This window comes from Butyricimonas sp. Marseille-P3923 (assembly GCF_900184685.1).
Taxonomy (GTDB): domain Bacteria; phylum Bacteroidota; class Bacteroidia; order Bacteroidales; family Marinifilaceae; genus Butyricimonas; species Butyricimonas muris.
Window position 1 is genome coordinate 1249171 of record NZ_FXXL01000006.1, and the last position, 23111, is coordinate 1272281.

Annotated in this window: 13 protein-coding genes; 8 read left to right on the forward strand and 5 right to left on the reverse strand. The window is 44.1% G+C overall.

Translation table 11 applies throughout. The features are described 5' to 3' along the window. Window positions 1-71: 71 nt before the first annotated feature. From CS948_RS10940 to CS948_RS10950, 3 genes are all read left to right on the forward strand, one after another. Window positions 72-653: a 30S ribosomal protein S16 gene (locus tag CS948_RS10940; protein WP_099291703.1), complete on the forward strand. Its 582-nt coding sequence runs from the start codon at window positions 72-74 to the stop codon at window positions 651-653. A gap of 3 nt (window positions 654-656) precedes the next feature. After that, window positions 657-1181, forward strand: coding sequence for a ribosome maturation factor RimM (gene rimM, locus CS948_RS10945; protein WP_099291704.1), 525 nt, complete (start codon window positions 657-659; stop codon window positions 1179-1181). A gap of 334 nt (window positions 1182-1515) precedes the next feature. Further along, entirely contained in the window at window positions 1516-4077 is a 2562-nt protein-coding gene (locus CS948_RS10950) for an adenosylcobalamin-dependent ribonucleoside-diphosphate reductase (RefSeq protein WP_099291705.1), read from the forward strand. A gap of 54 nt (window positions 4078-4131) precedes the next feature. On the opposite strand, the gene rnr is transcribed toward CS948_RS10950, so the two are convergent. Next, window positions 4132-6414 (reverse strand): ribonuclease R, encoded by a 2283-nt coding sequence (gene rnr, locus CS948_RS10955; protein ID WP_099291706.1) that lies wholly within the window; start codon window positions 6412-6414, stop codon window positions 4132-4134. Between the two features lie 241 nt (window positions 6415-6655). On the opposite strand from rnr, the gene CS948_RS10965 reads away from it, so the two are divergent. The 4 genes from CS948_RS10965 to CS948_RS10980 are packed head-to-tail and all read left to right on the forward strand — an operon-like array spanning window position 6656 to window position 14411. Further along, the gene (locus CS948_RS10965) at window positions 6656-8107 is read left to right on the forward strand and encodes a hypothetical protein (protein WP_099291708.1); all 1452 of its coding nucleotides are present in this window, start codon (window positions 6656-6658) and stop codon (window positions 8105-8107) included. A gap of 33 nt (window positions 8108-8140) precedes the next feature. Then, the gene (locus CS948_RS10970) at window positions 8141-11830 is read left to right on the forward strand and encodes a SusC/RagA family TonB-linked outer membrane protein (protein ID WP_099291709.1); all 3690 of its coding nucleotides are present in this window, start codon (window positions 8141-8143) and stop codon (window positions 11828-11830) included. 12 nt (window positions 11831-11842) lie between these two features. Next, window positions 11843-13390 carry a RagB/SusD family nutrient uptake outer membrane protein gene (locus CS948_RS10975; protein WP_099291710.1) on the forward strand — a complete coding sequence of 516 codons (1548 nt, stop codon included), beginning with the start codon at window positions 11843-11845 and terminating at the stop codon, window positions 13388-13390. Between the two features lies 1 nt (window position 13391). Further along, window positions 13392-14411: a hypothetical protein gene (locus CS948_RS10980; RefSeq protein ID WP_141560935.1), complete on the forward strand. Its 1020-nt coding sequence runs from the start codon at window positions 13392-13394 to the stop codon at window positions 14409-14411. A 69-nt stretch (window positions 14412-14480) separates the two neighbouring features. Here the strand turns inward: CS948_RS10980 and CS948_RS10985 are convergent, their stop codons facing one another. From CS948_RS10985 to CS948_RS10995, 3 genes are all read right to left on the reverse strand, one after another. Then, window positions 14481-15449: an NAD-dependent epimerase/dehydratase family protein gene (locus tag CS948_RS10985; protein ID WP_099291712.1), complete on the reverse strand. Its 969-nt coding sequence runs from the start codon at window positions 15447-15449 to the stop codon at window positions 14481-14483. Between the two features lie 102 nt (window positions 15450-15551). Beyond that, window positions 15552-16013 carry a ribonuclease HI gene (gene rnhA, locus CS948_RS10990; protein WP_099291713.1) on the reverse strand — a complete coding sequence of 154 codons (462 nt, stop codon included), beginning with the start codon at window positions 16011-16013 and terminating at the stop codon, window positions 15552-15554. A gap of 44 nt (window positions 16014-16057) precedes the next feature. Further along, window positions 16058-16495 (reverse strand): N-acetyltransferase, encoded by a 438-nt coding sequence (locus CS948_RS10995; RefSeq protein ID WP_099291714.1) that lies wholly within the window; start codon window positions 16493-16495, stop codon window positions 16058-16060. 456 nt (window positions 16496-16951) lie between these two features. On the opposite strand from CS948_RS10995, the gene CS948_RS11000 reads away from it, so the two are divergent. Next, a complete protein-coding gene (locus CS948_RS11000; RefSeq protein WP_099291715.1) occupies window positions 16952-19693 on the forward strand; it encodes a helix-turn-helix domain-containing protein in 2742 nt (913 codons plus the stop codon). 14 nt (window positions 19694-19707) lie between these two features. On the opposite strand, the gene CS948_RS11005 is transcribed toward CS948_RS11000, so the two are convergent. Then, window positions 19708-23022 (reverse strand): hypothetical protein, encoded by a 3315-nt coding sequence (locus CS948_RS11005; RefSeq protein WP_099291716.1) that lies wholly within the window; start codon window positions 23020-23022, stop codon window positions 19708-19710. Between the last annotated feature and the right edge of the window lie 89 nt (window positions 23023-23111).

The window sequence follows — 23111 nt, forward strand, 5'->3', positions numbered from 1 at the left end:
TTTCAATTAAATCACTATCTTTGCGCCGCCTATCGAGAATAGGTAGTAATTAATAAGTTAAAAGTAAAAGAATGGCAACTAAAATTAGATTAGCAAGACACGGTCGTAAAGGCCGTCCGTTCTACCATGTAGTGGTAGCAGATAGTAGAGCGCCGCGTGACGGTCGTTATATTGAGAGAATTGGTTCTTACAATCCGATGACTAACCCGGCTACGATTGATTTGAATTTTGACAGAGCATTGTATTGGTTACAAACCGGTGCGCAGCCGACCGATACCGCGAAGGCAATATTGTCTTACGAGGGTGTTCTTTTGAAGAAACACTTGTTGGAAGGAGTGAAGAAAGGTGCGTTTGATATGGCTGCTGCTGATACAAAGTTCGAGGCTTGGAAGAAAGAGAAAATCGCTAAGATTCAGGCTAAGATTGCGCGTTTGGCTAACGAGTCTGAAAGTGAATACAAAGCTCGTCTGGAAGCTGAGGCTAAAGTAAAAGAAGCTAAAGCAGAGATTGTAGCTAAGAAACAAGCTGAAATTGCAGCGGCAAAAGCTGAGGCAGAGGCTGCAGCAAGAGCAGAAGTAGAAGCTGCCGCTACAGAGGCTGTTGCAGCGGAAGTAGCTCCGGAGGCTCCGGAAGAAACTCCAGCAGCTGAATAATTTATGATCAAGAGGGAAGATTGTATAAAGATCGGCGAAATCGGTAAGACTCATAACTTACAGGGTGCGTTGATTGTTTACACGGAAAATGATCTTCTTGAACAATACATGGATGAACCGGTGTTTCTTCTTCTGGAAGGAGCACCGGTTCCCTTTTATATCGCGGAAGATGGTCTGACGGCACGGAACCATACTTCTTATATCGTCAAATTTGATTTTGTTGACTCGAAAGAACAGGCAGACCGATTGGTGGGGAGTGATTTGTTGATGGACAAATATCTGCTTGAAGAGGAGGATATGCCTTTGGAACTTTCTGATCTGATCGGGTTTTCCGTGGTTGACGAACCGACAGGTGAAAAAGGGGAGGTTGTGCAGGTTGATAATTATTCGGGAAATGTAGTTCTTTCTATCCGGATATTCTCGAAAGAAATTCTTCTTCCGGTATCCGATGAATACGTGACAGACATTCTTCATGATGAAAAATTGCTGCATGTAAATATTCCTGAAGAAATCAAAGAACTTTATTAAACCTTTTTAGGAATACAAACGTAAGCAGATGTGATTTTTCTATCATCATAGTGTCTTATTGGTATTTCCTTGGTAGAGTCGAACTCTCTAAAACTTCAATTTTTATTAAACCAAAATTTTCTACGATTTTTATTTCTACTTTAGAACAAATTTATATTTGGAAAATTTTTCAAGAAAAACAGAATTATTAATCGCCTTATTGTCAGTGTTATGACTAATAATTTTGGAAAACTTGCAACAAGTGTTAGTAAAAATATTTTTCTAAGAAGTTTTTTTTCCATAGTTTTGTTCTGTTGGAAAAGGGACCAAAAAGAAAATTTATTATATACGCTAAATGGAACAAACTACAAAGAAAGTGGAGAAACAGAAACAGGCTGTGAACCAAAAGAAAGTGTACACGCAAGAAGAAGCTTATAGTAGTTCTCTTGATTATTTCAAGGGTGACGAGTTGGCTGCACGTGTTTGGGTGAGCAAATATGCTTTAAAAGACTCTTACGGGAATATTTTTGAGTTGAACCCGAATGATATGCACCGTCGTTTAGCTTCAGAAATCGCACGCATCGAAAAGACTTACGCCAACCCGATGAGTGAGGAGGAGATTTTTGAAGTTTTACGTGACTTCAAGTATATCGTACCGCAAGGAGGTCCAATGACCGGAATCGGTAACGATTATCAGATTGCTTCATTGTCTAACTGTTTCGTGATCGGTCACGACGGGCCTTCTGACTCTTACGGGGGAGTGATGAAGATAGATCAGGAGCAAGTACAATTAATGAAGCGAAGAGGCGGGGTGGGACATGACTTGTCGCATATTCGTCCCAAGGGCTCGCCGGTAAAGAATTCGGCCTTAACGTCAACAGGTATTGTTCCCTTTATGGAACGTTACTCTAACTCTACGCGCGAGGTTGCACAAGACGGTCGCCGGGGAGCTTTGATGTTGAGTGTGTCTATCAATCACCCGGATTCCGAGAGTTTTATCGATGCCAAGATGACGGAAGGTAAAGTGACCGGAGCAAATATTTCGGTAAAGATTGACGATGAATTCATGAATGCCGTTGTTGAGGAACGTGATTATATACAAAAATACCCGGTTTATTCCGATGAGCCGAAGAACGTGAAACAGATCAATGCCGTTAAGTTATGGAACAAGATCGTGTACAACGCTTGGAAATCCGCTGAACCGGGAATCTTATTCTGGGATACGATTATTCGGGAAAGTATACCGGATTGCTATGCGGACTTGGGATATAGAACGGTATCTACCAATCCTTGTGGGGAGATCCCTTTGTGTCCGTATGATTCTTGTCGTTTGCTGGCGATTAACTTGTATTCATACGTGGTAAATCCTTTCACGAAAGAGGCTTATTTCGATTACGATTTATTCAAAAAGCACGTGGCTATCGCTCAACGGTTGATGGATGATATTATTGATCTGGAGCTTGAGAAGATTGATGCTATTTTGGACAAAATTAGTGCGGATCCGGAAGACGACGAGGTTAAGGGTGTTGAAATCCGTTTGTGGGAGAAGATTAAAACGAAAGCCAGAGAAGGACGTCGTACTGGAGTGGGTATCACTGCCGAGGGCGATATGCTGGCTGCTTTGGGTTTGCGTTACGGTAGCGATGAGGCTGTTGATTTCTCCGTGGATATTCACAAGCGATTGGCTATTGCCGCTTACGGTTCTTCTGTCGAGATGGCAAAAGAACGCGGGGCTTTCAAGATTTTTGATGCCAAGAGAGAGGAAAACAATCCGTTTATCACTCGTTTGAGAGAAGCTGATCCGGAGATGTACAAGGATATGGTGAAATACGGACGTCGTAATATTGCTTGTTTGACGATTGCACCCACGGGAACGACCAGTTTGATGACGCAGACGACTTCCGGTATCGAACCGGTGTTCTTGCCCGTTTACAAGAGAAGAAGAAAGGTAAACCCGAATGATAAGAATGTGCGTGTGGATTTCGTTGATGAGACGGGAGATGCTTACGAGGAATTTATAGTATTCCATCATAAGTTTGCCCTTTGGATGGAGAAAAACGGGTATGATGTACGCGAACGCTATACGGATGAGGAAATCGATGAGATGGTTGCCAAATCTCCTTATTATAAGGCTACATCCAATGATATCGATTGGGTAGCTAAAGTGCGTATGCAGGGGCGTGTGCAGAAATGGGTAGACCACTCTATCAGTGTTACCGTGAATCTGCCGGCAGACGTGACGGAGGAATTGGTGGGACAGCTTTATATCGAGGCTTGGAAGAGCGGTTGCAAGGGATGTACGGTTTATCGCGACGGTTCTCGTGCGGGAGTACTGGTTTCCAATAAAGATAAGAAGGAAGAGGGTGCGATGCCGTCAAAACGTCCGAGAGAGTTGGATGCGGAGATCGTGCGTTTCCAGAACAACAAGGAAAAATGGATTGCTTTCATCGGTCTTTATAATGGTCGCCCTTACGAGATATTCACCGGTATTGCTGATGACGAGGAAGGTATCATGTTACCGAAAGCCGTGACGGATGGTAAGATTGTCAAGAATACGGACGAGGATGGTAATAGCCGTTATGACTTCCAATTCTCTAACAAGAGAGGTTTCAAAACAACGGTTGAAGGGTTGTCTTACAAGTTTAACAAGGAGTACTGGAATTACGCCAAGTTGATTTCGGGAGTCTTGCGTTACGGGATGCCGATCAATCAAATCGTGGATTTAGTGGCAGCCATGGAATTTGATAACGAGAATATCAACACGTGGAAGAATGGTGTCGAGAGAGCTTTGCGGAAATTCATTCCGGACGGAACCGAGGCTACTGGTTCAGTGTGCGAGAATTGCGGTTCAAAATCTGTCGTTTATCAGGAAGGTTGTTTGATCTGTAAAGTTTGCGGGTCATCCAAGTGCGGTTGATGCTTGATGATAGAAAAATAAAACGGGGAGTTTTTGAACTCCCCGTTTTATTTTTTATTTCTTTTTGCGGTTTCCTTTTCCACTTTTCCGGCCGGAAGCTGCATCTCCCCGTCGGCCTCGGCGGAATTTACGTTCCGGTTTTTCACGTCGGGAGGCAGGTGTTTGGGGCGTAACGGCAGGAGTGGTATTTTTACTTTCGCTTTCCACGAGGGCAAAATCGAGTTGGCGGGCAACGAGATTTGCTTTGGCTACTTTCACGAGTACTTGGTCCCCAAGCTGGTAAACTTTCCGGTGGTGGCGTCCCACGATACAGTAGTTTTCTTCGTCAAATTCATAGTAGTCACCTTCCAGTTCATTGATGGAAACCAGTCCCTCGCATTTGGTGTCATTCAGCTCCACGTAGAATCCCCATTGCGTGACACCGGAAATCGTTCCCATGAAATTTTCTCCTAATTTGTCACTCATGAACTCGACCTGCTTGTATTTGATCGAGGCTCTTTCCGCATTAGATGCCACTTGTTCCATGTCGGAACAGTGCTTGCACATCTCCTCGTATTTTTCGGCATTGGCAGAACGTCCCCCGTCCAGATACCGTTGCAACAGTCGGTGAGTCATCACGTCGGGGTAACGACGGATGGGTGACGTGAAGTGCGAGTAATAATCGAAAGCCAGACCGTAGTGTCCCACGTTTACCGTGGAGTAAACGGCTTTTGCCATAGTACGGATAGCTAGTGTTTCGATCATGTTCTGTTCCGGACGGTTTTGTACATCTTCCATTAATTTGTTCATGGAAGAAGATAGTTGCCGGGGAGAGGTCGTGCGTATTTTATACCCGAATTTTGCTATGAAACGACCGAAGTCTTCCAGTTTTTCGGTATTGGGTTGCTCGTGGATACGGTACACGAAAGTTTTTGCTTTTTGCCCTTCTTTTGTTTTGCCGATTCTTTCGGCTACTTTTTTGTTGGCGAGCAGCATAAACTCTTCGATCAACTTGTTGGCTTCTTTCGAGCGTTTAAAATATACTCCCGTGGGTTTACCTTTCTCGTCAATGTCGAAGCGTACTTCAATGCGGTCAAACGCGATAGCGCCGTTTTGGAAACGGGCAGCCCGTAGCTTCTGGGCAAGATCGTTCAGCGTTATTATTTCGGTTTTGAAATCGCCGTCTTCGCCCTCGATCATGGCTTGCGCTTCTTCATACGTGAAGCGTCTGTCCGATTTGATAACCGTCCGTCCGAACCATTGTTTAATCACTTCAGCGTTCTCGTTCAGTTCGAAGACTGCCGAGAAACAGAGTTTTTCTTCATTCGGACGCAGGGAACACAGTCCGTTGGATAAATGTTCCGGTAGCATGGGTATCGTGCGGTCCACGAGGTAAACAGAGGTTGCGCGGTTATACGCTTCTTTATCCAAGGTCGAGTCGGGTGTCACGTAAAAGCTGACATCGGCAATGTGTATGCCTACCTCGTAGTTCCCGTTTTTTAATTTTCGGAACGAAAGGGCGTCGTCAAAGTCTTTGGCGTCTTTCGGGTCGATCGTGAATGTCGTGATATCCCGGAAATCTTTTCGGTTTTTGATTTCTTCCTCGGGAATAGCGTCTTTTATTTTTTTCGCGGCTTTCTCCACCGTGGTGGGGAATTGAACCGGAAGTTCGAATTCTGCCATGATGGCGTTCATTTCGGTATCATTATCTCCCGGGGTACCCAGTACTTGGAGTACTTTGCCTATCGGGTTCTTTTGGTTTTCCGGCCATTCGGTAATCTTGACGATGGCTTTCTCCCCGTCTTTTGCCCCGTTCAATTCGTTCAACGGGATAAAGATATCGTAAGGCAGTTGTTTGCCGGTCGGTACGAGGAATGCGTATTGTTTGGAGCATTGGATGATACCCACGAAAGTTTCTTTCTTGCGTTCCAGAATCTCTACCACTTCCCCTTCCGGGCGACGTCTGGAACTTCGAGCGTAGAGCAAGACCTTTACTTTGTCCCCGTTCAAGGCATGGTTCAAACCGACCTGCGGGATAAACACGTCTTCCTTGCATTCGTCGGAAACCAAGTAGGCAGTACCCTTGGCAGTCAAGTCGATGATTCCCGTGACGTAAACGGTACTTATTTTGAATTTAAATTGTCCGGTTGATTCTTCCGAGAGCATATTGTCGTTTTTCATCTCGTAGAGAACCGTCATGATCAACTGTTTCGCGTTCATGTTTTTGATCCCCAATCGCTGCGCCAACTGTTTGTAATTAAAATGTTCGTTGGGGTTTGCGGAGAATATATCGTATAACATCCGGCGTATTTCTTTTTTACCGATGTCTCGCTTTGTTTTTTTTTCTTTTCTTGGCATATTTTGAATTTAAATATAGGCTTGATTCCTGATCGTTGATTAAAACGAGGCTACTAATATACTAACTTTTTGTTTGAGTTTATACGTTTCTTCACGAGAGAATGATCCGTGTATAACTCTTTTCAGTGCTTTAATTATTATGAAATTTAAAAAATACTGAATTGTTGTACCCATTTTTTGTTTTTCTTTCGTTATGGACATGAACTTAATGGATTTTTTTTTACCAAAAACAAACATTTTTATGAAGAAAAGTATTGGATATTTTTTATGGGTGTCTTTTATCTTTATGCTGTTTGGTTGTGCTGAATTGTATAAAGGTGATGAGGATGAGCAAGTGGAGGTGATACTTCCTCCGGGGCCGACTTACACGGCTGAAACAGAGCATACTTTAAATGTAGTGTATTATGTGCCTGCCGATGAATACGATCGGGAATATTGGCATTGGCGTCTATCCGGCTTCGCTCTTGACATGCAGAAGTATTTTGAATTGTGTTTGCAGAGAAACCGGATTCCCAACAAGAAATTCGGTTTGATCGTGAACGAGAATCCCGATTACGTGAAGATGCACTATATCAAGAGTACTCGGACGACAGAGGAGATGACGGAAAAGAATATCGCTGCGATGGCGGAAGAGGTGTTGGCTTATTTCGAGCAGCACCCGGAGGAAAAAACTAGCGATAATTACTTGGTATTTATGCCTGAATACACGGGTAGTTTCTGTGCACATTATAGTTTGGGAACTTATTCCGGTATTGCTTTCTGTGGTGTGGATCACGAGAAATTTAGAGTACGTTATTTGACTTCAAGCCGGGGACGTGAAGCGCATTTGGCTTCTTACGGGGAGGTGCTGTACACTTTGGCACGTTCTTTCGGGGTTCCGTTGGAAACGCACAAAAGGAGTTCCGCAACATTCTCTCTTTTGGGATCGGTGGAGGCAAAGACTTCTAATAATGCTTATGCATGGCGTTGGTATTACACGCGTTATTGTAGTCAGTTGGCATATACGACAAGTGTGCCTAAAGGTGGTCTTTTGGACAAAGTGATTTTGCCGGAGGCTTCGGCACGGTTGTTGGAAAAACATCCGTTGTTTAATAATGCTGCCTCTGTGGAACCGGAACCGTTGGAAGTGGAGATTGACGAGTGGGATATAAAGAGCTTGCCGGGAAGCCCGACGATACTTGACGATTCTGTCTTTATTTCTTGCACATTCCATAGTAATAAACTTGTCGATGGGGTGATACTTTATAATGACCCATGGTGCTCTTTTGATGTTACTGTTCCATACTCTCCGGTAAATGCAGCAACTTATGCTCTGTGTCGCAAAGCGGGAATAGCTTTGGATCGTAATGAAAATTGGGATGGAGGTAACGACGCTTATGGGGTTTATAAAAGTACGTTGCTTGCGGAAGATTTAGGGAATAATACTTATCGTGTCAATTTTAATATAGCGATGGGTGATTTACTTTTAAAGTGGAAGCCGTTTTACACGGGATTCGCTCCCAAGTGGTATTGGTCGGAATTCCGGTTTAAATTTATCGGGAAAGATGGATCCCGCTGTCCCTCGTATCCTTCTGTGAAAGGACCTTTGACCAGTGAAACGGAGGGGGATTACAGACGTTTGTATCAATTGGAAGGGATTGGAGAAACTGCGAAACACGATATTGCAAAGCGTTATGGTGTCAAGGGGAAATAGATATAATTGATTTTTAATTATCAAATACAAATTATGAAAGAATTGAGTTTTCGTTTCAGGTTTCGAGGGAGTCCGAAACCGATAGAATGGATACGAATTATGAAACTATTCGTTTTATTTGTTATGTTGTCATCGGGTTCTCTTTTGGCTACTGCGAAGGCACAGCAAGTGAAATTGAATTTAGAAATAGAGAATAAATCGTTGATCGAGGTAATGGATTTGTTGAAAGAGAAGGCCGGGGTACAATTCGTGTATTCTGGTGCGGATGTGAAAAACGTGAATAATATCTCGGTATCCGTAAAAGATAAAAATGTGATTGAAATATTGGATATGGTGTTGAAAGGGACCAAACTCACGTATGTGCAAGAAGGGAATTTAATTATTTTGCGTCACGCTACTCCTATGCGGGCGAAAGACGAAAAGCCAAGAGTCGTGACGGGTACCGTGACAGGTGTGATGAAGACTGATACCCTTGCGGGTGTGACCGTGCAAATCAAGGGTACTACAATGGGAACGGCTACCGACATCAAAGGACGTTATAGATTGACTCTTCCTGCCGGTAGCGACGTGGAATTGATATTCTCCTTTATCGGGAAAAAAACCAAAACGGTAAAATACACGGGGCAGACCGAATTGAACGTGATTCTGGAAGACGATGCCGAAACGTTGGATGAAGTGGTCGCCTTGGGATACTTGAACACGGACAAAAAGAAATTGACAAGTGCGGTAACCACCTTGAAAGCGGAGGACATTATGATGCCGGGAGTATCTTCTCTCGATAAGATGTTGGAAGGGCGCGTACCGGGATTAATCTTTATGCAAAATTCCGGGCAAGTTGGAGCTACGCCTCGTTTACGTATCCGGGGAACTTCCACGGTCTTGGGGAGCCAGGAGCCTTTGTGGGTACTGGATGGTGTTGTATTGAGTGACCCGGTGAATGTTGATCCGGATGACATTAATAATTTGGATTTCGTGAACTTGTTGGGAAATGCCATTTCCGGCTTGAACCCCTATGATATCGAGGATATCAACATATTGAAAGATGCCTCTGCCACCGCTTTGTACGGGACAAAAGCTGCCAATGGGGTAATTGTTATAACCACGAAAAAAGGGAAAGTAGGGCCTTTGCGCATGAATTACCACGTAGACGGGAGTTTTGCCCGCCGTCCGCATTATTCGGATCGGGCGATTTACTTGATGAACTCTCGCGAGCGTGTCGATTACTCCCGCGAGGCGATCGAGAAAGGGATGAGATACAATAATACCGTGGATGGATGGACCGGCTATGAGGCTTTGGTAGAGCAATACAATAAAGGTTTGATCAGTTTCGATGAGTTTCAAGAAGGGACTACTCGCTTCGAAACCATGAATACTGATTGGTTGGGAGAGATCACTCGTAATTCTTTTTCACACAATCATACCCTCTCGTTCTCCGGAGGTTCAGAGAATATGAGATATCATGCTTCCGTGGGTTACGGTCGGGAGAATGGTGTATTAGTCAAGGAATCGGCTGACCGTTATAATTCGGTATTGAACTTGAATTTCACGCAAAATAAATTTAGCGCTCAATTCAAATTGTCTGCTAATGTACGTGAGCAAAAGCATACTCCTGCGGATGTAGGTTTGTTGGATTATGCTTACGGAACTAGTCGTGCGGTGCCTTTATACGATACGGATGGGACATTACATTATCATAAGATTTCAAAAAATGGTCAGTCTGTTTATTTTAATGTGTTGAATGAACGGGATAATTCGTATAACACGGTAAAAGGTCATTCGGTGAGTTTTATGACTAATTTGTCTTACGAGATAATTCCCCGTTTGAAAGCACAGGCCACTTTCTCTTATATGTTATCCGACACGGATAACGAAACCTATCATGCTGAAAATACGGCGTACGCATACAGTTATTCTTACTTCTATAAGGACCCGCGGTACAATGATTTCGTTTCCAATAGACTATCCTACTTGCCTTTGGGAGGAGAATTACAAAAGGATAACACGAAAAACAATAGCTATACCCTGCGCGGACAAGTTAATTACCACCATTATTTGGATGAATACGAGCAGCACATGGTGTCTGTAGACGTGGGGGGGGAGTTGAATTCTTCTAAATATACGGGATTTGCTAAAACTATCCGTTGTTATTTACCGGATCGCGGTTTGACGGTCAATAAAGTGGATGAAAAAGTGTATATAAAGTATGCCGAATGGTTGGCTTCAAATCCCAATGCTTTAGGGAAATTGAAAGATAAAACTTCCAACAAAGTCGGTTTGTACGGGTCGTTGACCTATAGTTTCCGCAATACTTACATTTTCAATATGAATGCTCGTTTAGATTTTTCCAATGAATTTGGAAATTTAACAAATGACAAGATTCTTCCGATTTGGTCTTTTTCAGGACGTTGGAACTTGAAAGAGAATGTGCTTGCTGGTGTGAATTGGGTGAACGACGTGGCGTTACGTGCCTCTTTCGGTTATCAGGGAAACATCACCAACGAAGCTACCCCGGAATTGATTATCCAGAAAGGGGAGGTAAATCAGATATTCAATGAGTATCAATCCACGATTAAAACATTTCCGAACCCGGATTTAGGTTGGGAGAAGACAGCTTCATTCAATACGAGTCTTGATTTCTCCTTGTTCAATAATTCGATCAAAGGTATGGTTTCCTATTTCTACAAGAAGACTAAGAATGCCTATCTGACCAAAAAGGTGGCTCGCGTAAACGGAGTTTCCTCCTACAAGGTAAACGAGGGTACAGTAGAGAACTCGGGTTTTGAATTCAGTTTCAATATCGTGCCCATGAACCGCATGCTTTCCAGTATCAGCGCCGATGGCGAGCGTAAGGGATTCCGTTGGAGTATCGACCCGCAATTAGGTCAAGTGGTAAATAAATTGATCAACAAATTAGGTCGGGGGGATGATTTCGATCCCTTGCACGATGATTTTACCTACCAGGATTATTTGAATGGAAAGGCTTACGTGAGCGGACGTCCGTTGAATTCCTTTTTCTCTTATGAATTCACGGGATTAGACCCGTCAGATGGGCGACCCACCTTTGCCCGTGTGGAAGAGGACCTTTGGGACCAATACATTGATATGTCGAAGAGTAAGGTGTTTACCACCGTAATGCAATACTCCGGTTGTCGGGTTCCTTATTTGCAAGGTGGTGTTTCCAATACTTTCGAGTATAACAACTTTATCTTGAGTTTTAATCTTGCTTATAGTATCGGTTCCAAGGTGCGTTTGTTGAAATTGTATGATGGTGCTTCCGGGGAATCGCTTGTTCCACAACCGATAAAAAATATGCGTAAGGAATTCGTGCGTCGTTGGCGACGTCCCGGGGATGAAGAAATTACCAATATTCCGGGAATGTTGGAAGCAGGGGCTTTTAAAGCTTCGTTGACACCTTGGTGGAACAATGAGCCGTTTAAGTTTGCCGATAATATTTGGCAGATGTATGACTTCTCTAATATCCGGGTGGTAAGCGGTAACTATCTGAAATTGCAATCTTTGAGTTTGCGTTACGTGATGCCGCAAAAGATTTGTAAGCACTTGCACGTGAAGAACATGTACGTGTCTCTCTCGGGAACGAATCTGTTTACATGGAGTGCCAAGGAGTTGCGCGGGCAGGACCCGACCTCTCAGTCCGGATCGGCCGACCGTATTAACTTGTCCGTGCGTCCCACTTATTCCTTTAGTATAGATGTATCATTCTAAAAATATAAACCTATGAAAAAGAGATATACATTCCTGATTTGCTTGTTGGGTTGCCTATGGGGAGCTTGTGGCGATTTCCTAACGGAAGAGTCCCACGAGTTGATGTATGCCCGTGATTGTAAGGATATGGAAGAGTTGCTGATCGGTAACGGGTACATGAAGGCGTCCTTGGCGGCCAACGTTGCCACCTATGACGTGTCGGCTGTTAACTCCTATTACTCTTGGTTGTTTGCGATGGACGATGATGTACAGGCAGCCATTGCTGGGCTGGAGATAACCAAAGGTGTGTTTACTAATGAATTGCGGGCTTTTTACAAGTGGGAAGCCGCCCCGTTTAATATCAAGGGAGATGCTTTCGAGGATAAGAATTGGGCAACACTGTACGAGCATATTGCGGTGCTGAACGTGATTTTGGATAAGGTCGAGGAGTTCACGCACGACACGGAGGAGGACCGTAACAGCGTGAGGGGGCAATGCCATTTTCTGCGTGCGGCATATTATTACTTGTTGGTGAATATTTACGCTAAACCTTACGATAAAGTGACGGCATACAGTGATTTGGGAGTACCCTTGAAATTATCCCCCGTGGTGGAGGACAAGAATTTCACCCGTACTCCAGTGGATTCCGTTTACAATCAAATCGTGCATGATTTGCAAATGGCGGTCGATTACTTGGAAGGAATCGAGATGCCTTCCGTCAACCGGGCGAACCAAGATGCGGCACGCCTTTTGTTGAGTCGCGTGTATTGTTATATGGGTAAATGGGATTTGGTTCCGGAGCTTTGCCGGGAAATTTTGAAAGGGAAGTATTCCTTGATGAACATGAAAAGTTCGGGGCAGGCAACATGGTTGTATAACGGTTGTCCCGAGATTATTTTTACCCAGGGACAAAGTTTAGGAGCGGGGGTGTTCTATCAGGAAAATAATGCTGATATGGTGGACGCTTTAGCGATTTCTCCCGGGCTGTTAGAGGTATTCTCGGAAGAGGAAGGTGATGTACGTAAAGATTTGGTGTGTAGAGAGCATAAGTATGGTGGTTTTTTGTTACCGGCAAAATTAACAGGAAAAGATACGCTAACCTTGAACTCTATGAAAACCTACGTTTCAGATTGTTTCTTGTTGCGTTTGTCTGAAGTGTATTTGAATTTAGCGGAGGCATTGGCAATGACCGAGCGGGACCCCGAGGCAAGAGAAGTACTTGCAGATTTGATGGAAACCCGTATCCACGATTTGCGAACCTTGACGGAATCCGGTGAGGCTTTGGTAAAATTGATTCGCAAGGAGAGAAGAAGGGAGTTATGCTTCGAGTGCCAGCGTTGGTTCGACTTACGTCGTTATGCGGTCAGTCCCAAGTATCCGGAAGCGATTTCTGTCCACCATGTCATGTTTGAACACAATGCGGGAAATGCAAGTACGAAAGGGGACTATATCGGGTATTACGAGTTGCCTGCTTATCCGGATGGCAGTTGGGTGATGCCGATTCCTACCTACGAGATCGAGCAAACCGAAGGAGCTATTATACAAAATGAACGTGTGGATTGTTTTTTAAAAGATGAATAAGATGATGAAAAATATATTGTTAAGCCTTGTGATAGCCTGTGGCCTATTTATGGCTTGTTCCGATGATGAAACACCAAATCCCTCCTATGCGGAGCGGGATTGGTGGTCACTCGCCTACGATCCGGATGCAGATGAACTGGATCAGTTAATCTATGAGATATACGAAGAAAGTGGTTTGCGTTTTTTCTATAACGATACCTTAGGATCGGAAATTCGGTATAATAATGGAGTGCCTTATACTCATTATCAAACCTACAAGATGGGATATAATTTTACAACTTCAGGGGTAACAACTTCTGCTAACTATCGTTTGTCATACGATCGGGAGGTAATCAAAGATTTTGTCGATTACTATTTTTTAATTGTGGATCCAGTATTGAACACTTCGTCTTTTTCCTATAAACGTTTTTTTGTAGTGGATACGGTATTCAAGGGCAAAACAAATGCTGAAGTCTTGTCTTATTGGAATGACATAGCTAATAACACTGTTGTGGTTAGTATGACAGATGTGACTAAGAAGCATTTCAACACGTTGTCGGCTGAAGAAAGAAGGGGATTGATGATTAATGTTTTGTTGAATCAAGTGTACGATATGTTTGGAGGAGGAGCCTCAAATACTGAAGAGTTGCAAGATTTCTTTGATATAACGAAAAACTCGGCTACTTGGCCGACAACGATAAATGCCACTAATGCTCCTTACGCTAAAGGTTTTAGAATAAAAGGAGCCACTTTGGATTTTTTTCCGGATGGAAGCATATTAGACTACGAGAATATAGAGAAATACGGGGCGTTGAGTTTGGGTGCATTGAATGGAAATTATCAATATTTCGTGTCTACAAATGTTGATTTTATGGATTATTTAAGATTGATTTTTACTTGTACGGATGCTGAAATTCGAGCACGATACGGGGAACACGAATTGATAATGCAAAAGTACGAATACTTGAAAACTCTATTGGAAAAATATGGTTTAGAAAAGTTTTTTGCATACCGCAAAAAACTGGATGAAGTAGAAGATTAATCGTGAACAGATAAACAATAAAAAATCCGGGTCTTCAAACCCGGATTTTTTATTTACTTGAACAAGGAATTACTTTATCAATCCCTTGTCAAATTTCTCTTTCACTTTTACCAACATATCATTGGTCATGCTGGTAAGGTCGTATTTCGGTGCCCAGCCCCATTCCTCACGGGCGCAAGTGTCGTCCATGCTGTTTGGCCAGCTGTTGGCGATAGCTTGTTTTACCGGATCGATTTGATAATCCATTTTGAAGTCCGGGATATGTTTGCGGATTTCTGCTGCGATTTGTTCCGGCTCGAAACTCATGGATGCGATGTTGAAGCTGTTCCGGTGTTTCAGTTTGCTGGGGTCGGCTTCCATCAAAGTAACCACGGCGTTCAAGGCGTCCGGCATATACATCATGTCCATGTAGGTGCCTTCCTGCACGTTGCAAGTGAATGAACCTTTCCGGATGGCGTCATAGTAGATTTCCACGGCGTAGTCCGTGGTTCCCCCGCCGGGAAGAGTCACGTATGAAATCAATCCCGGGAAGCGTACGCTACGCGTGTCTACCCCGAAACGGTGGAAATAATAGTCGCTTAGAAGTTCCCCGGTTACCTTACAAACACCGTAAATCGTGGTGTTTGAACGTTGCAGGGTATCCTGCGGGGTTTTGTCTTTCGGGGTGTCGTTACCGAAAGCACCGATAGAACTCGGCGTGAACACGGCGCAATTGTTGTCCTTCGCGATATACAGGGAGTTTGTCAACGCCCCGATGTTAATATCCCATGCCAGTTTCGGGTTTTTCTCTCCCGTGGCAGACAATAAGGCAACCAGGTTGAAGATGGTATCAATATTGTATTTTTTCACGATGGCACTGAATCCCTCTCCGTCAAGAGCGTTCAATTCCTCGAAAGGACCCGCTTCTGCCAATGCTTTGCATTTTTCAGCACTGATATCGGCTGCCACTACATTGTTATCTCCATAGATAGATCTCAGATAAGGAACCAGTTCGGAACCGATTTGTCCCCCTGCACCAACGATTAATATTTTCTTCATCTCGATAGTTTTTTATGACGAACGATGTTATTTTTCTATATTAGATTGTAGCGCGAAAATAATTAATTTAAAACGTTAGAGAGTAACAAACGGGATTTTTTTTTATACTCCCGCTTCATAATATTCATCTATCTGTAAGTTAGGGGCTTTGTAGGCGGCAACGGCGAGTTGGTCGCAGCGTTCGTTTTCAGGTATATTGGCGTGTCCTTTTATCCAGACGAATTTCACGTTGTGTTTGCGATAGAGTGCTAAAAATTGTTGCCACAGGTCGGGATTCTTTTTATCCTTGAATCTTTTTTTCTCCCACCCGAACACCCAACCTTTCTCGACGGCGTCGACGACGTATTTCGAATCAGAGTATATCGTGACGTTGCTTCCCGGGAAGCGCAGGGCATTCAGCCCGATGATAACGGCAAGCAATTCCATGCGATTGTTCGTCGTGAGCCGGAAGCCTTCCGACAATTCTTTCCGGTGCGGTCCCGCCATAAGCACGACCCCGTATCCCCCGGGACCGGGATTCCCGCTGGCTGCACCGTCTGTGTATATCGTGATATCTTGTGGCATATGTAATATTTGAGGACGTAAAAGTAAAAAAATCATTTGACATTTCAGGTATGTAACCGGTAAGTCATCGCGTATTCCTTCTGTCCGGTAGCCTCGTCTTCCTGTTCTCGTGTAATTTTGAAGCCTTGGTGTTTATAGAACGTGACGGCTCGTGTGTTTTCCCGGTAAACGTTTAGCTCCAGTTCGGGTTTTAGTGTTTTCACGTAAGTCATCAATGCTTGCCCGATTCCTTTACCTTGTCGGGCGGGAGCCACGAATAGGGCGGCGAGGTAATTTCCCGATAGGGAAATAAATCCGGTGATTTCTCCGGTTGTATCATCCGTGTGAACGAAAGTTTCGCTTTGGGGTATATATATTTCGCGCATGCTTGCCGTGTTGTTTTCCCAGTAGGAATGGGGAATGAAATAGTGGGCGATGGCGGATGCTTCCAGCCATATCCGGATAACGGCATCTTCATCTCGTGGTTGGAATTTTCTAATCATGGACTTTCGTGTGTTATGTAGGAACAAATGTATATAAAATAATTTGTAATCGTTGATTATCTTTTAAGCATGGGTTTTACTATGGCATTGCACGGGTTTTGGGTGACTTTTGGGTGACTTTTAGGCGGCATCGCCTACTCTTTGCCCGTACTTCGCCTACACTTCGCCCACGTTTTAGCAAAGAATATGCTTTTTTAACACACGCGGGAGGAATGTTGTTGCCGGCATTAGAAACGCGGGAAATAGGCGAGCTTTACGCTTTACCATAGGCCATTCCCTTGAAATGTTTAGTATAACTATTTATCATTTCATGATGTTTTTACGCGCATGAGAGCATATTTTCGAAAAAAAGTCCTTTCTTTGCATAGTGGTTAATCGGGAGGGGGTGATTTCATGTGCCTTATTATCATGAAAAGTTGATGTTCACGGAAGTGCGCTTGTTTAAATGTATTTACGATGATGAATAAGATTGTAAAAGATAAGTCGATTGATATCGTGACTCTTGAGCGTTTGTTTGAAGAGGTATGTTTCACGGGGGAGGAAGCGGAAGTTCTTGAGAAGTACACTTGTGATTATGATTTTACCTCTGTCGAGAAACAGGGGCCGGAGTGGATTTTTTCTTTGTTGAATGTCATTCGGTCGGAACTGGCGGGAGAGGAAATCGTGATAGAGGATTATCGTTACCTGAACGGCGTGTTTATTCGTGTTCTGGAATGGTTGATCGAGGGGTCGACTTATTTAAAATGTTACGAGGGCGTCAAGTTGAATGACCAGCGGATGCTGGTGGAACGTTACTTGGATGAGGCTCTTGCGTCGAGAGAGGCGATCCGGTTGATAGACACGGAGGGCGAGGGGGATTATGTGACGGATAAGTTGCGGAAGTTGACCTTGTCGGGCTATCTGTTTAAAAAGTCGTTGGTGTGGATTACCCTGTCAACAATCGTGCGTTTCAGTCCCCGCTTGCATCTTTTACCGGCAGAAGGTTTTGTGCTTTTGGTGTATCACACGTTGAACAAGAATTTCCCGCGGGTGACAGAATGTATGAACGAGCGGGTGGCATTGATGCGGGAACAAGATGATATTTTAAGTTTCGAGGGTAGGACGGAAGAACAGCTTCAAGATACGGTTTGGATTCTCGGCGCGAAATTGTTGTCGGGAGTTCCCGTGCAGGAAGAATTTGCCTGCCTGCGTTCCATGTTTTTCAGGTACCTGTATATTTTAGGGGAGAAAAAAGAGGAGTTGTTCCGGGAGAACGCTTTCAATTCCCTCTTGTTTAACCAGAAGAATCCGGTTTTCGCTTGGGAGGATTTGTTGAAATTTTCGCTTGCCGACTTGAAAGCCGTGATAGAGGAGAAGTCGGTCGCGGCTTTGAGAAATTGTCAAGGACGGATGTTTGACGGGAAGGGACAGGTACTGGTAGACAACAAGGCAATCACTTTATCTGCACCGACTTCCACGAAATTCGACATGGTGGCGGAGATTAACGGGATGGCGTTGAAAGTCGGGAGTAACAAGAGAAAATTGGTTTTCGACGGGGAACTTGCTGAAGTGACAAAGTCATGGAGAGGCGTGTTCGCCGATTTCTCGGATGAACTCAAGAAGAATGTTTTGAAGAAAAGACGTCCGCCCGTGGGCGTGAGCGTGACGATAAAGATAAAATTGATATATAACCAGAACCCGACGTTGGCGTTCGTGTCGGTTGTGGACGACCAGTACGAGGGGAACGGAGTGCTGCACGTGAGCCATATTACACGGGCAAAACTGGATACGATTGAAGATATTTTGCATCCCGGCGATTTGCTGCAGGCGACCGTGGTCGAGTCGAGCGAGGAGAAACTTCAGTTTTCGATTTGGGAGGAGTTGAATCGTTCGGCAGCCGTGCGTCTGGATGCCGGGGACGAGTGCAATGCTTTGTTCCTGTACGAGAAAAACGAATTGTTGATTTGGCTTTCTGAAAACGGGTATATCGTTTACACGAGTGTCCCGGAAGGAGTGGAGATAAAAGAGAATGATTGTTATTTATTGAGAATAACCGATATACCGACCCGGGGACGGATAAGGGGTGAAATGGTTCAGGCCTCGACCGAGTCTTTTGATCGGCATGATGCCGTGTCGAACCTCGTGTACGAGTACTTGGGTGATTGTAAACGTTTTAGGGAAGGCGACGTGCAGGCGAATTTTAACATGGGCAAGATAGAACGGTCTGTGGATATTTCGCACGGGTACGTGAAGGAATTGATTCGTTTGTTACAGTTCTATTTGACACGGGAGGTTAGTCTGGGTAATCTTAATTTGCTTTATTTTATTCGGTTGCTCTCTCACGTGTTGGGCGATAATCGGTTGAAAACTTATTACGATTGCTTGATAAATTATTTGATCATAAGATACGAGTTCGTGGAAGAAGGGGATGTCAGGAAGATCGATTTGGATTTTTTGGAACGTGATTTCCAACGTTTCCCTGCTTTGGAGCGACAGTGGACAATTATCAAGATTCTCGCGGCATGTAAAGACGGTTCGTGCGCGGATGAGCTGGCGCGTTACTCCCGTTCGGGGGATGAAGATGTCGCAAATGTTGCGAAGTATATACTGGAAAAGGAGTTACCGGGACATACGGTTGGGACTTCCCGCTTGATACATGATGAACTTTTGGCTTTACTATCTTTCAAAAAGGAAGAACAGGAAGAATTGACGTTTGGCGAGCGGAATTTCGTGAGGGAGTTTATGGAGTCAATCGTGTATCCCGCGGGTTCGAGAGGTGCGGACGTGGAAGCACAAATCGATATGATGATGTGCGCGATATGCGGTTTCTTGAATGAACAGGGCGGGGTGGTCTATATCGGGGTGAATGACGAGGGCGAACCTGTCGGTGTACACGGCGATCTGGAGTATTTGTATTGCGTACCGGACAAGTACGAATTGTTCCTGCATAAGAGAATTATTGAGGCATTCGGTGCTAATATAGATAGCTTGACTTTGATTAGATACCGGGAGGTTGATGGTTGTTTGGTTTTTGCTGTATCAGTTCCGCCTTATCATCAGGTGGTAGAGTATGATTCCATTGTTTGGGAAAGGAGAGGGGAGGAGTTGTTGGAAATGCAGGGGGAAGACGTGAAAGTTTTGGAAGAGAAGCGGAAAACGGTGGAACCGGGTATCATGGCAAGAGAACCGTTATTCCCGGGGGATAAAGGGTATGTTTAAAATCATACCCCTGCTTATTTACCGATATACTTCCATTTTACCGCATCGGCAAAAATGATTTGTTCGGGAGCGATTCCTTTGTCGCTTAACGTGATTTTATTTTTCCCTGCAGAAAAATGGAACGTGCCGAGGGGCATCCAACCATAGTCCATGAGTCCTATCTTTAACGTGATGTTTTCTTCCCCGTCTCGGGTGGTTAGCGTGTAATACTGCTCGGGGTGTCCCTCGAAGGATACTTGCCTGTTGACGATGAACGCGGATACTTCATACTGCCCGTCTTCGGGTAAATCTGTTGTCCATTCTACGGGGGTATTGCCTTTTCCCGCTTTCTTGAATACCATACTTTTGATGATGTCGCCATAGAAGTTTAATGTCCCGGCACAATATGTCCATTCGGGAATAGGTTGTTGGTGAATGGCATTAAACGTGTACTCGTAAATGTATTTCTTCTTTTTCTTCGGTGAGAACAATGTACCTAACTTTTTCTTTCGTGAATTCTCGACGATTTGGAATCCGGGGTCTTCGTTATCCACGATAATTTCATCCGCGGGAGGTAGGAATGCTTGTTTCCCGATGGCAAATTTGCCCCGTGAGGTATCAGAGGTTACTTCTTGAATATTAGGTAAATTCTGTGTGATACCGTTGGGTAGGTTGCCGGACAGGTGGAGGTTGATGGAGAGATAAAGTTGATGTTCGGATTCTTCAATTTCTTTGATTTCCCAACTTGTTTCTGCCGGGATGTGATAAATCCGCCCTCTTGTTCTTCGTCCCGCTTGTATTGATATAAATCCGTCTGTTTTGCTGTTATTGCATATCTTGAAAGATAATTGATACAGGTTAGGCTCGTCGGATTCTATTTTCCGGGCTTTTATGTCTTTCACGATGTAACTAGGTATATCACGGGCATTGTACCATCGGGGAAGGATGTCGTTCAAGCGGATATGGTAATCGTTTTCTAGTCTTGAGCTTAGGGTGTCGAAAGACAATTCCCGGAAAGGAGATTCATTCTTGCACGTGTTTATGAGCTGTTGAAATTGGTCGGGAGATATTTTGAGGGCGATATAGTTAAGCAGTTCAGATACTTTTAGTTGAAGTATGTTTTCAACCGTCTTCATGGGAAGGGTGGCGTCATTTATGGCGTCTTTTAGACTACGGGTAGAGAGGTACGTGGTAGCCTCGAACGTTTCATCGGAGCCGATGAAATGGATGTTGTTGCGTTTTCTTTGTGTCTCGAAAGTGTATAACAATTTATCTATGACAGGATAGTCTTTCGAGTAGAAGTAATTTGAATGATTGAAGAACATGGGGGTTATATCTTGATGGTTGTACGCCATCTCCGGGGTTGCGCTTCTGTTATCGAGGTAGGGAATGAAGATATTGTATTCCATCAATACCGTGTTGGGTTGGAATAGTTTGCGAAGAAGAAAATCAAGGTACACTTCTTCCCGCGATTGGGTGTAAGGCATTCCCATGTTAGCTCTTTCTTGCATATTTTCTTGGAGTTGCTTCCGGAATCTTCGTGTGAAAATATTATGTGCCGTGATCCATTTTTCCGGGAAGAGTACGATTTCGGGTTGTACGAGTTCCGTGCCGTTTTCCCATTTCCGGGAGAAGGTCGTGAGAGAAACCGGGGTTTCCACTAACCGGAATTTCGAGAACGGGTATCGTTTTTTGAAGCGATTTTCCAAATACTTTTTGTTCCCGAGTAAAGCGGTTTTTAGTTTTTCTTCCGTTAAATCTTTGAGAGTCTTTGCCAAGTGGTTATGTCCCTTGAAGGTGTATAATTCCATGGTGACAGAGTCTATCTCGATGGAGTTTTTCTCGAGATGGCCGATACATAATGTCAGTCCCGTCAACGGGTGTGTGTTATTGAACCGTATGGTATCTCCTTTGGATTCCGGGGTACCTTGGGATATGACCGTTTTATCTTGTTCCCCGGTGACTTCCAAGGAAAAACGGGTAAAGTTTTTAATCACGGCGTAAGGGGTACTCAGATTCACGGAAGGGATCGTCGTGGGGTACCACAGGCATTCCGGGGTCAATAGGGTGTAGTCGTTTCCCGTGTAAGCGTAACGTTTCCCGAAATGCAAGGGAGAGTTCTGGAATTGATCGTTCCAGTAGGAGTCCGTGTTTATATCGAGATAGCACACCCGTTCGTCAATGTTTCCCCGGTAATCTATCGTGAACGAAAGCGTGTCGTAAGGCAATAACTTTTGGGGTAAGATAATTACTTGATTTTCTCTACTGAATGTGATGGCTTCACCATCGTTATTCGATAGTCCCGTGATTTCTAATGCCGGGTTCAGGTATAGTAAAATTTCAGAGAGCGGTGACCCGGAGGTGTTGGTAATTTGAAGGCGGCTATGACAGAAGAATTGCTCCGCATGCCTGCGTATGCTGATTTCGTGTTCGGTAATTCGGGTGGGAGTATAGTTATTGTATTTTAATGCTGTTTCCCGGTAGCATGCCCGGACGGCGTCGTCCTCGCGGAAATGCTGGTAGTAATGCGTGCCGGGGAGGATGCTTAAAAGTAATATTCCTGTCGCGATAGTGCGGTTGCGCCCGTTTTCACGGAGGTTGCCGGGAAGTCGTGTTTCCTGCCCGATGGAAAAAATGATACAAGCTATTCCTGTAAGCAGGAAAAAGGTGCGTTGATTCAAGTAATTTGCTAGCCCGACGTGTCCGGTTATAGCTGAAAAGACATTCGGCAAGCAGGTTGCCCGAAAATCCAGAAGTCCGTGTAGCATGGTTGGCAGATGGTACAGGGAGATGAAAATGAATATAAATAAAATAAACATGGAGATTCCCCTGTTTTTGACAAGGGCTGTGGCGAGCATTGAGAAGCCGAGCAAAAATAGTAAAGAAGGAAACGATAACGTGAACAGGTAAAAAATATACGGGAAGAATTGGAAAGGAGAATCGCTGTCAAAAATATGTATGACCATAACCGAAGCGAGGGATATGATATTCAATGCCAGTAAGGTCACGATTATTCCAAGGCTTTTTCCTGTGGCGTATTCGGTATTGCTGATATTTTTGGCTTGTATGGTAACCAGCGTGTCCGCGTGTTTCTCTCGTCCTTTCCATTCATTTACGGCTAAAATGATCAGAATGGATTGGAGTATCGTGAATAAATACGTGTTGATGAACGGGATTGAAGAGGATAAAGTAATCATGAACCAATGAAAGGTTTGTTCTTTGCTCTGTAAATAATATTGAAAGAAGAGGATAACGAGTAATCCGATCAAGGCGATACCCGTGAAAATAGGGGTTCTGTGGATGTATTTTATCTCGTAACGGGCTACGGTTTGAATGTTTTGAAGGTTCATGGTGAATTTATTTGTGACACACGTTTACATATAGACACCACCGGAACTTTCACGGGATGAATGACATTGAATATTTTTTAAGGAGCGTC

Excerpts from the sequence above, each read along its gene's own strand:
- rnr (WP_099291706.1), bottom strand. The coding sequence starts at position 6,414 with ATGCCAAGAAAAGAAAAAAAAACAAAGCGAGACATCGGTAAAAAAGAA.
- CS948_RS10980 (WP_141560935.1), top strand. The coding sequence starts at position 13,392 with ATGATGAAAAATATATTGTTAAGCCTTGTGATAGCCTGTGGCCTATTT.
- CS948_RS10940 (WP_099291703.1), top strand. The coding sequence starts at position 72 with ATGGCAACTAAAATTAGATTAGCAAGACACGGTCGTAAAGGCCGTCCG.
- CS948_RS10950 (WP_099291705.1), top strand. The coding sequence starts at position 1,516 with ATGGAACAAACTACAAAGAAAGTGGAGAAACAGAAACAGGCTGTGAAC.
- CS948_RS10985 (WP_099291712.1), bottom strand. The coding sequence starts at position 15,449 with ATGAAGAAAATATTAATCGTTGGTGCAGGGGGACAAATCGGTTCCGAA.
- rimM (WP_099291704.1), top strand. The coding sequence starts at position 657 with ATGATCAAGAGGGAAGATTGTATAAAGATCGGCGAAATCGGTAAGACT.
- rnhA (WP_099291713.1), bottom strand. The coding sequence starts at position 16,013 with ATGCCACAAGATATCACGATATACACAGACGGTGCAGCCAGCGGGAAT.
- CS948_RS11005 (WP_099291716.1), bottom strand. The coding sequence starts at position 23,022 with ATGAACCTTCAAAACATTCAAACCGTAGCCCGTTACGAGATAAAATAC.
- CS948_RS10995 (WP_099291714.1), bottom strand. The coding sequence starts at position 16,495 with ATGATTAGAAAATTCCAACCACGAGATGAAGATGCCGTTATCCGGATA.
- CS948_RS10965 (WP_099291708.1), top strand. The coding sequence starts at position 6,656 with ATGAAGAAAAGTATTGGATATTTTTTATGGGTGTCTTTTATCTTTATG.
- CS948_RS11000 (WP_099291715.1), top strand. The coding sequence starts at position 16,952 with ATGATGAATAAGATTGTAAAAGATAAGTCGATTGATATCGTGACTCTT.
- CS948_RS10970 (WP_099291709.1), top strand. The coding sequence starts at position 8,141 with ATGAAAGAATTGAGTTTTCGTTTCAGGTTTCGAGGGAGTCCGAAACCG.
- CS948_RS10975 (WP_099291710.1), top strand. The coding sequence starts at position 11,843 with ATGAAAAAGAGATATACATTCCTGATTTGCTTGTTGGGTTGCCTATGG.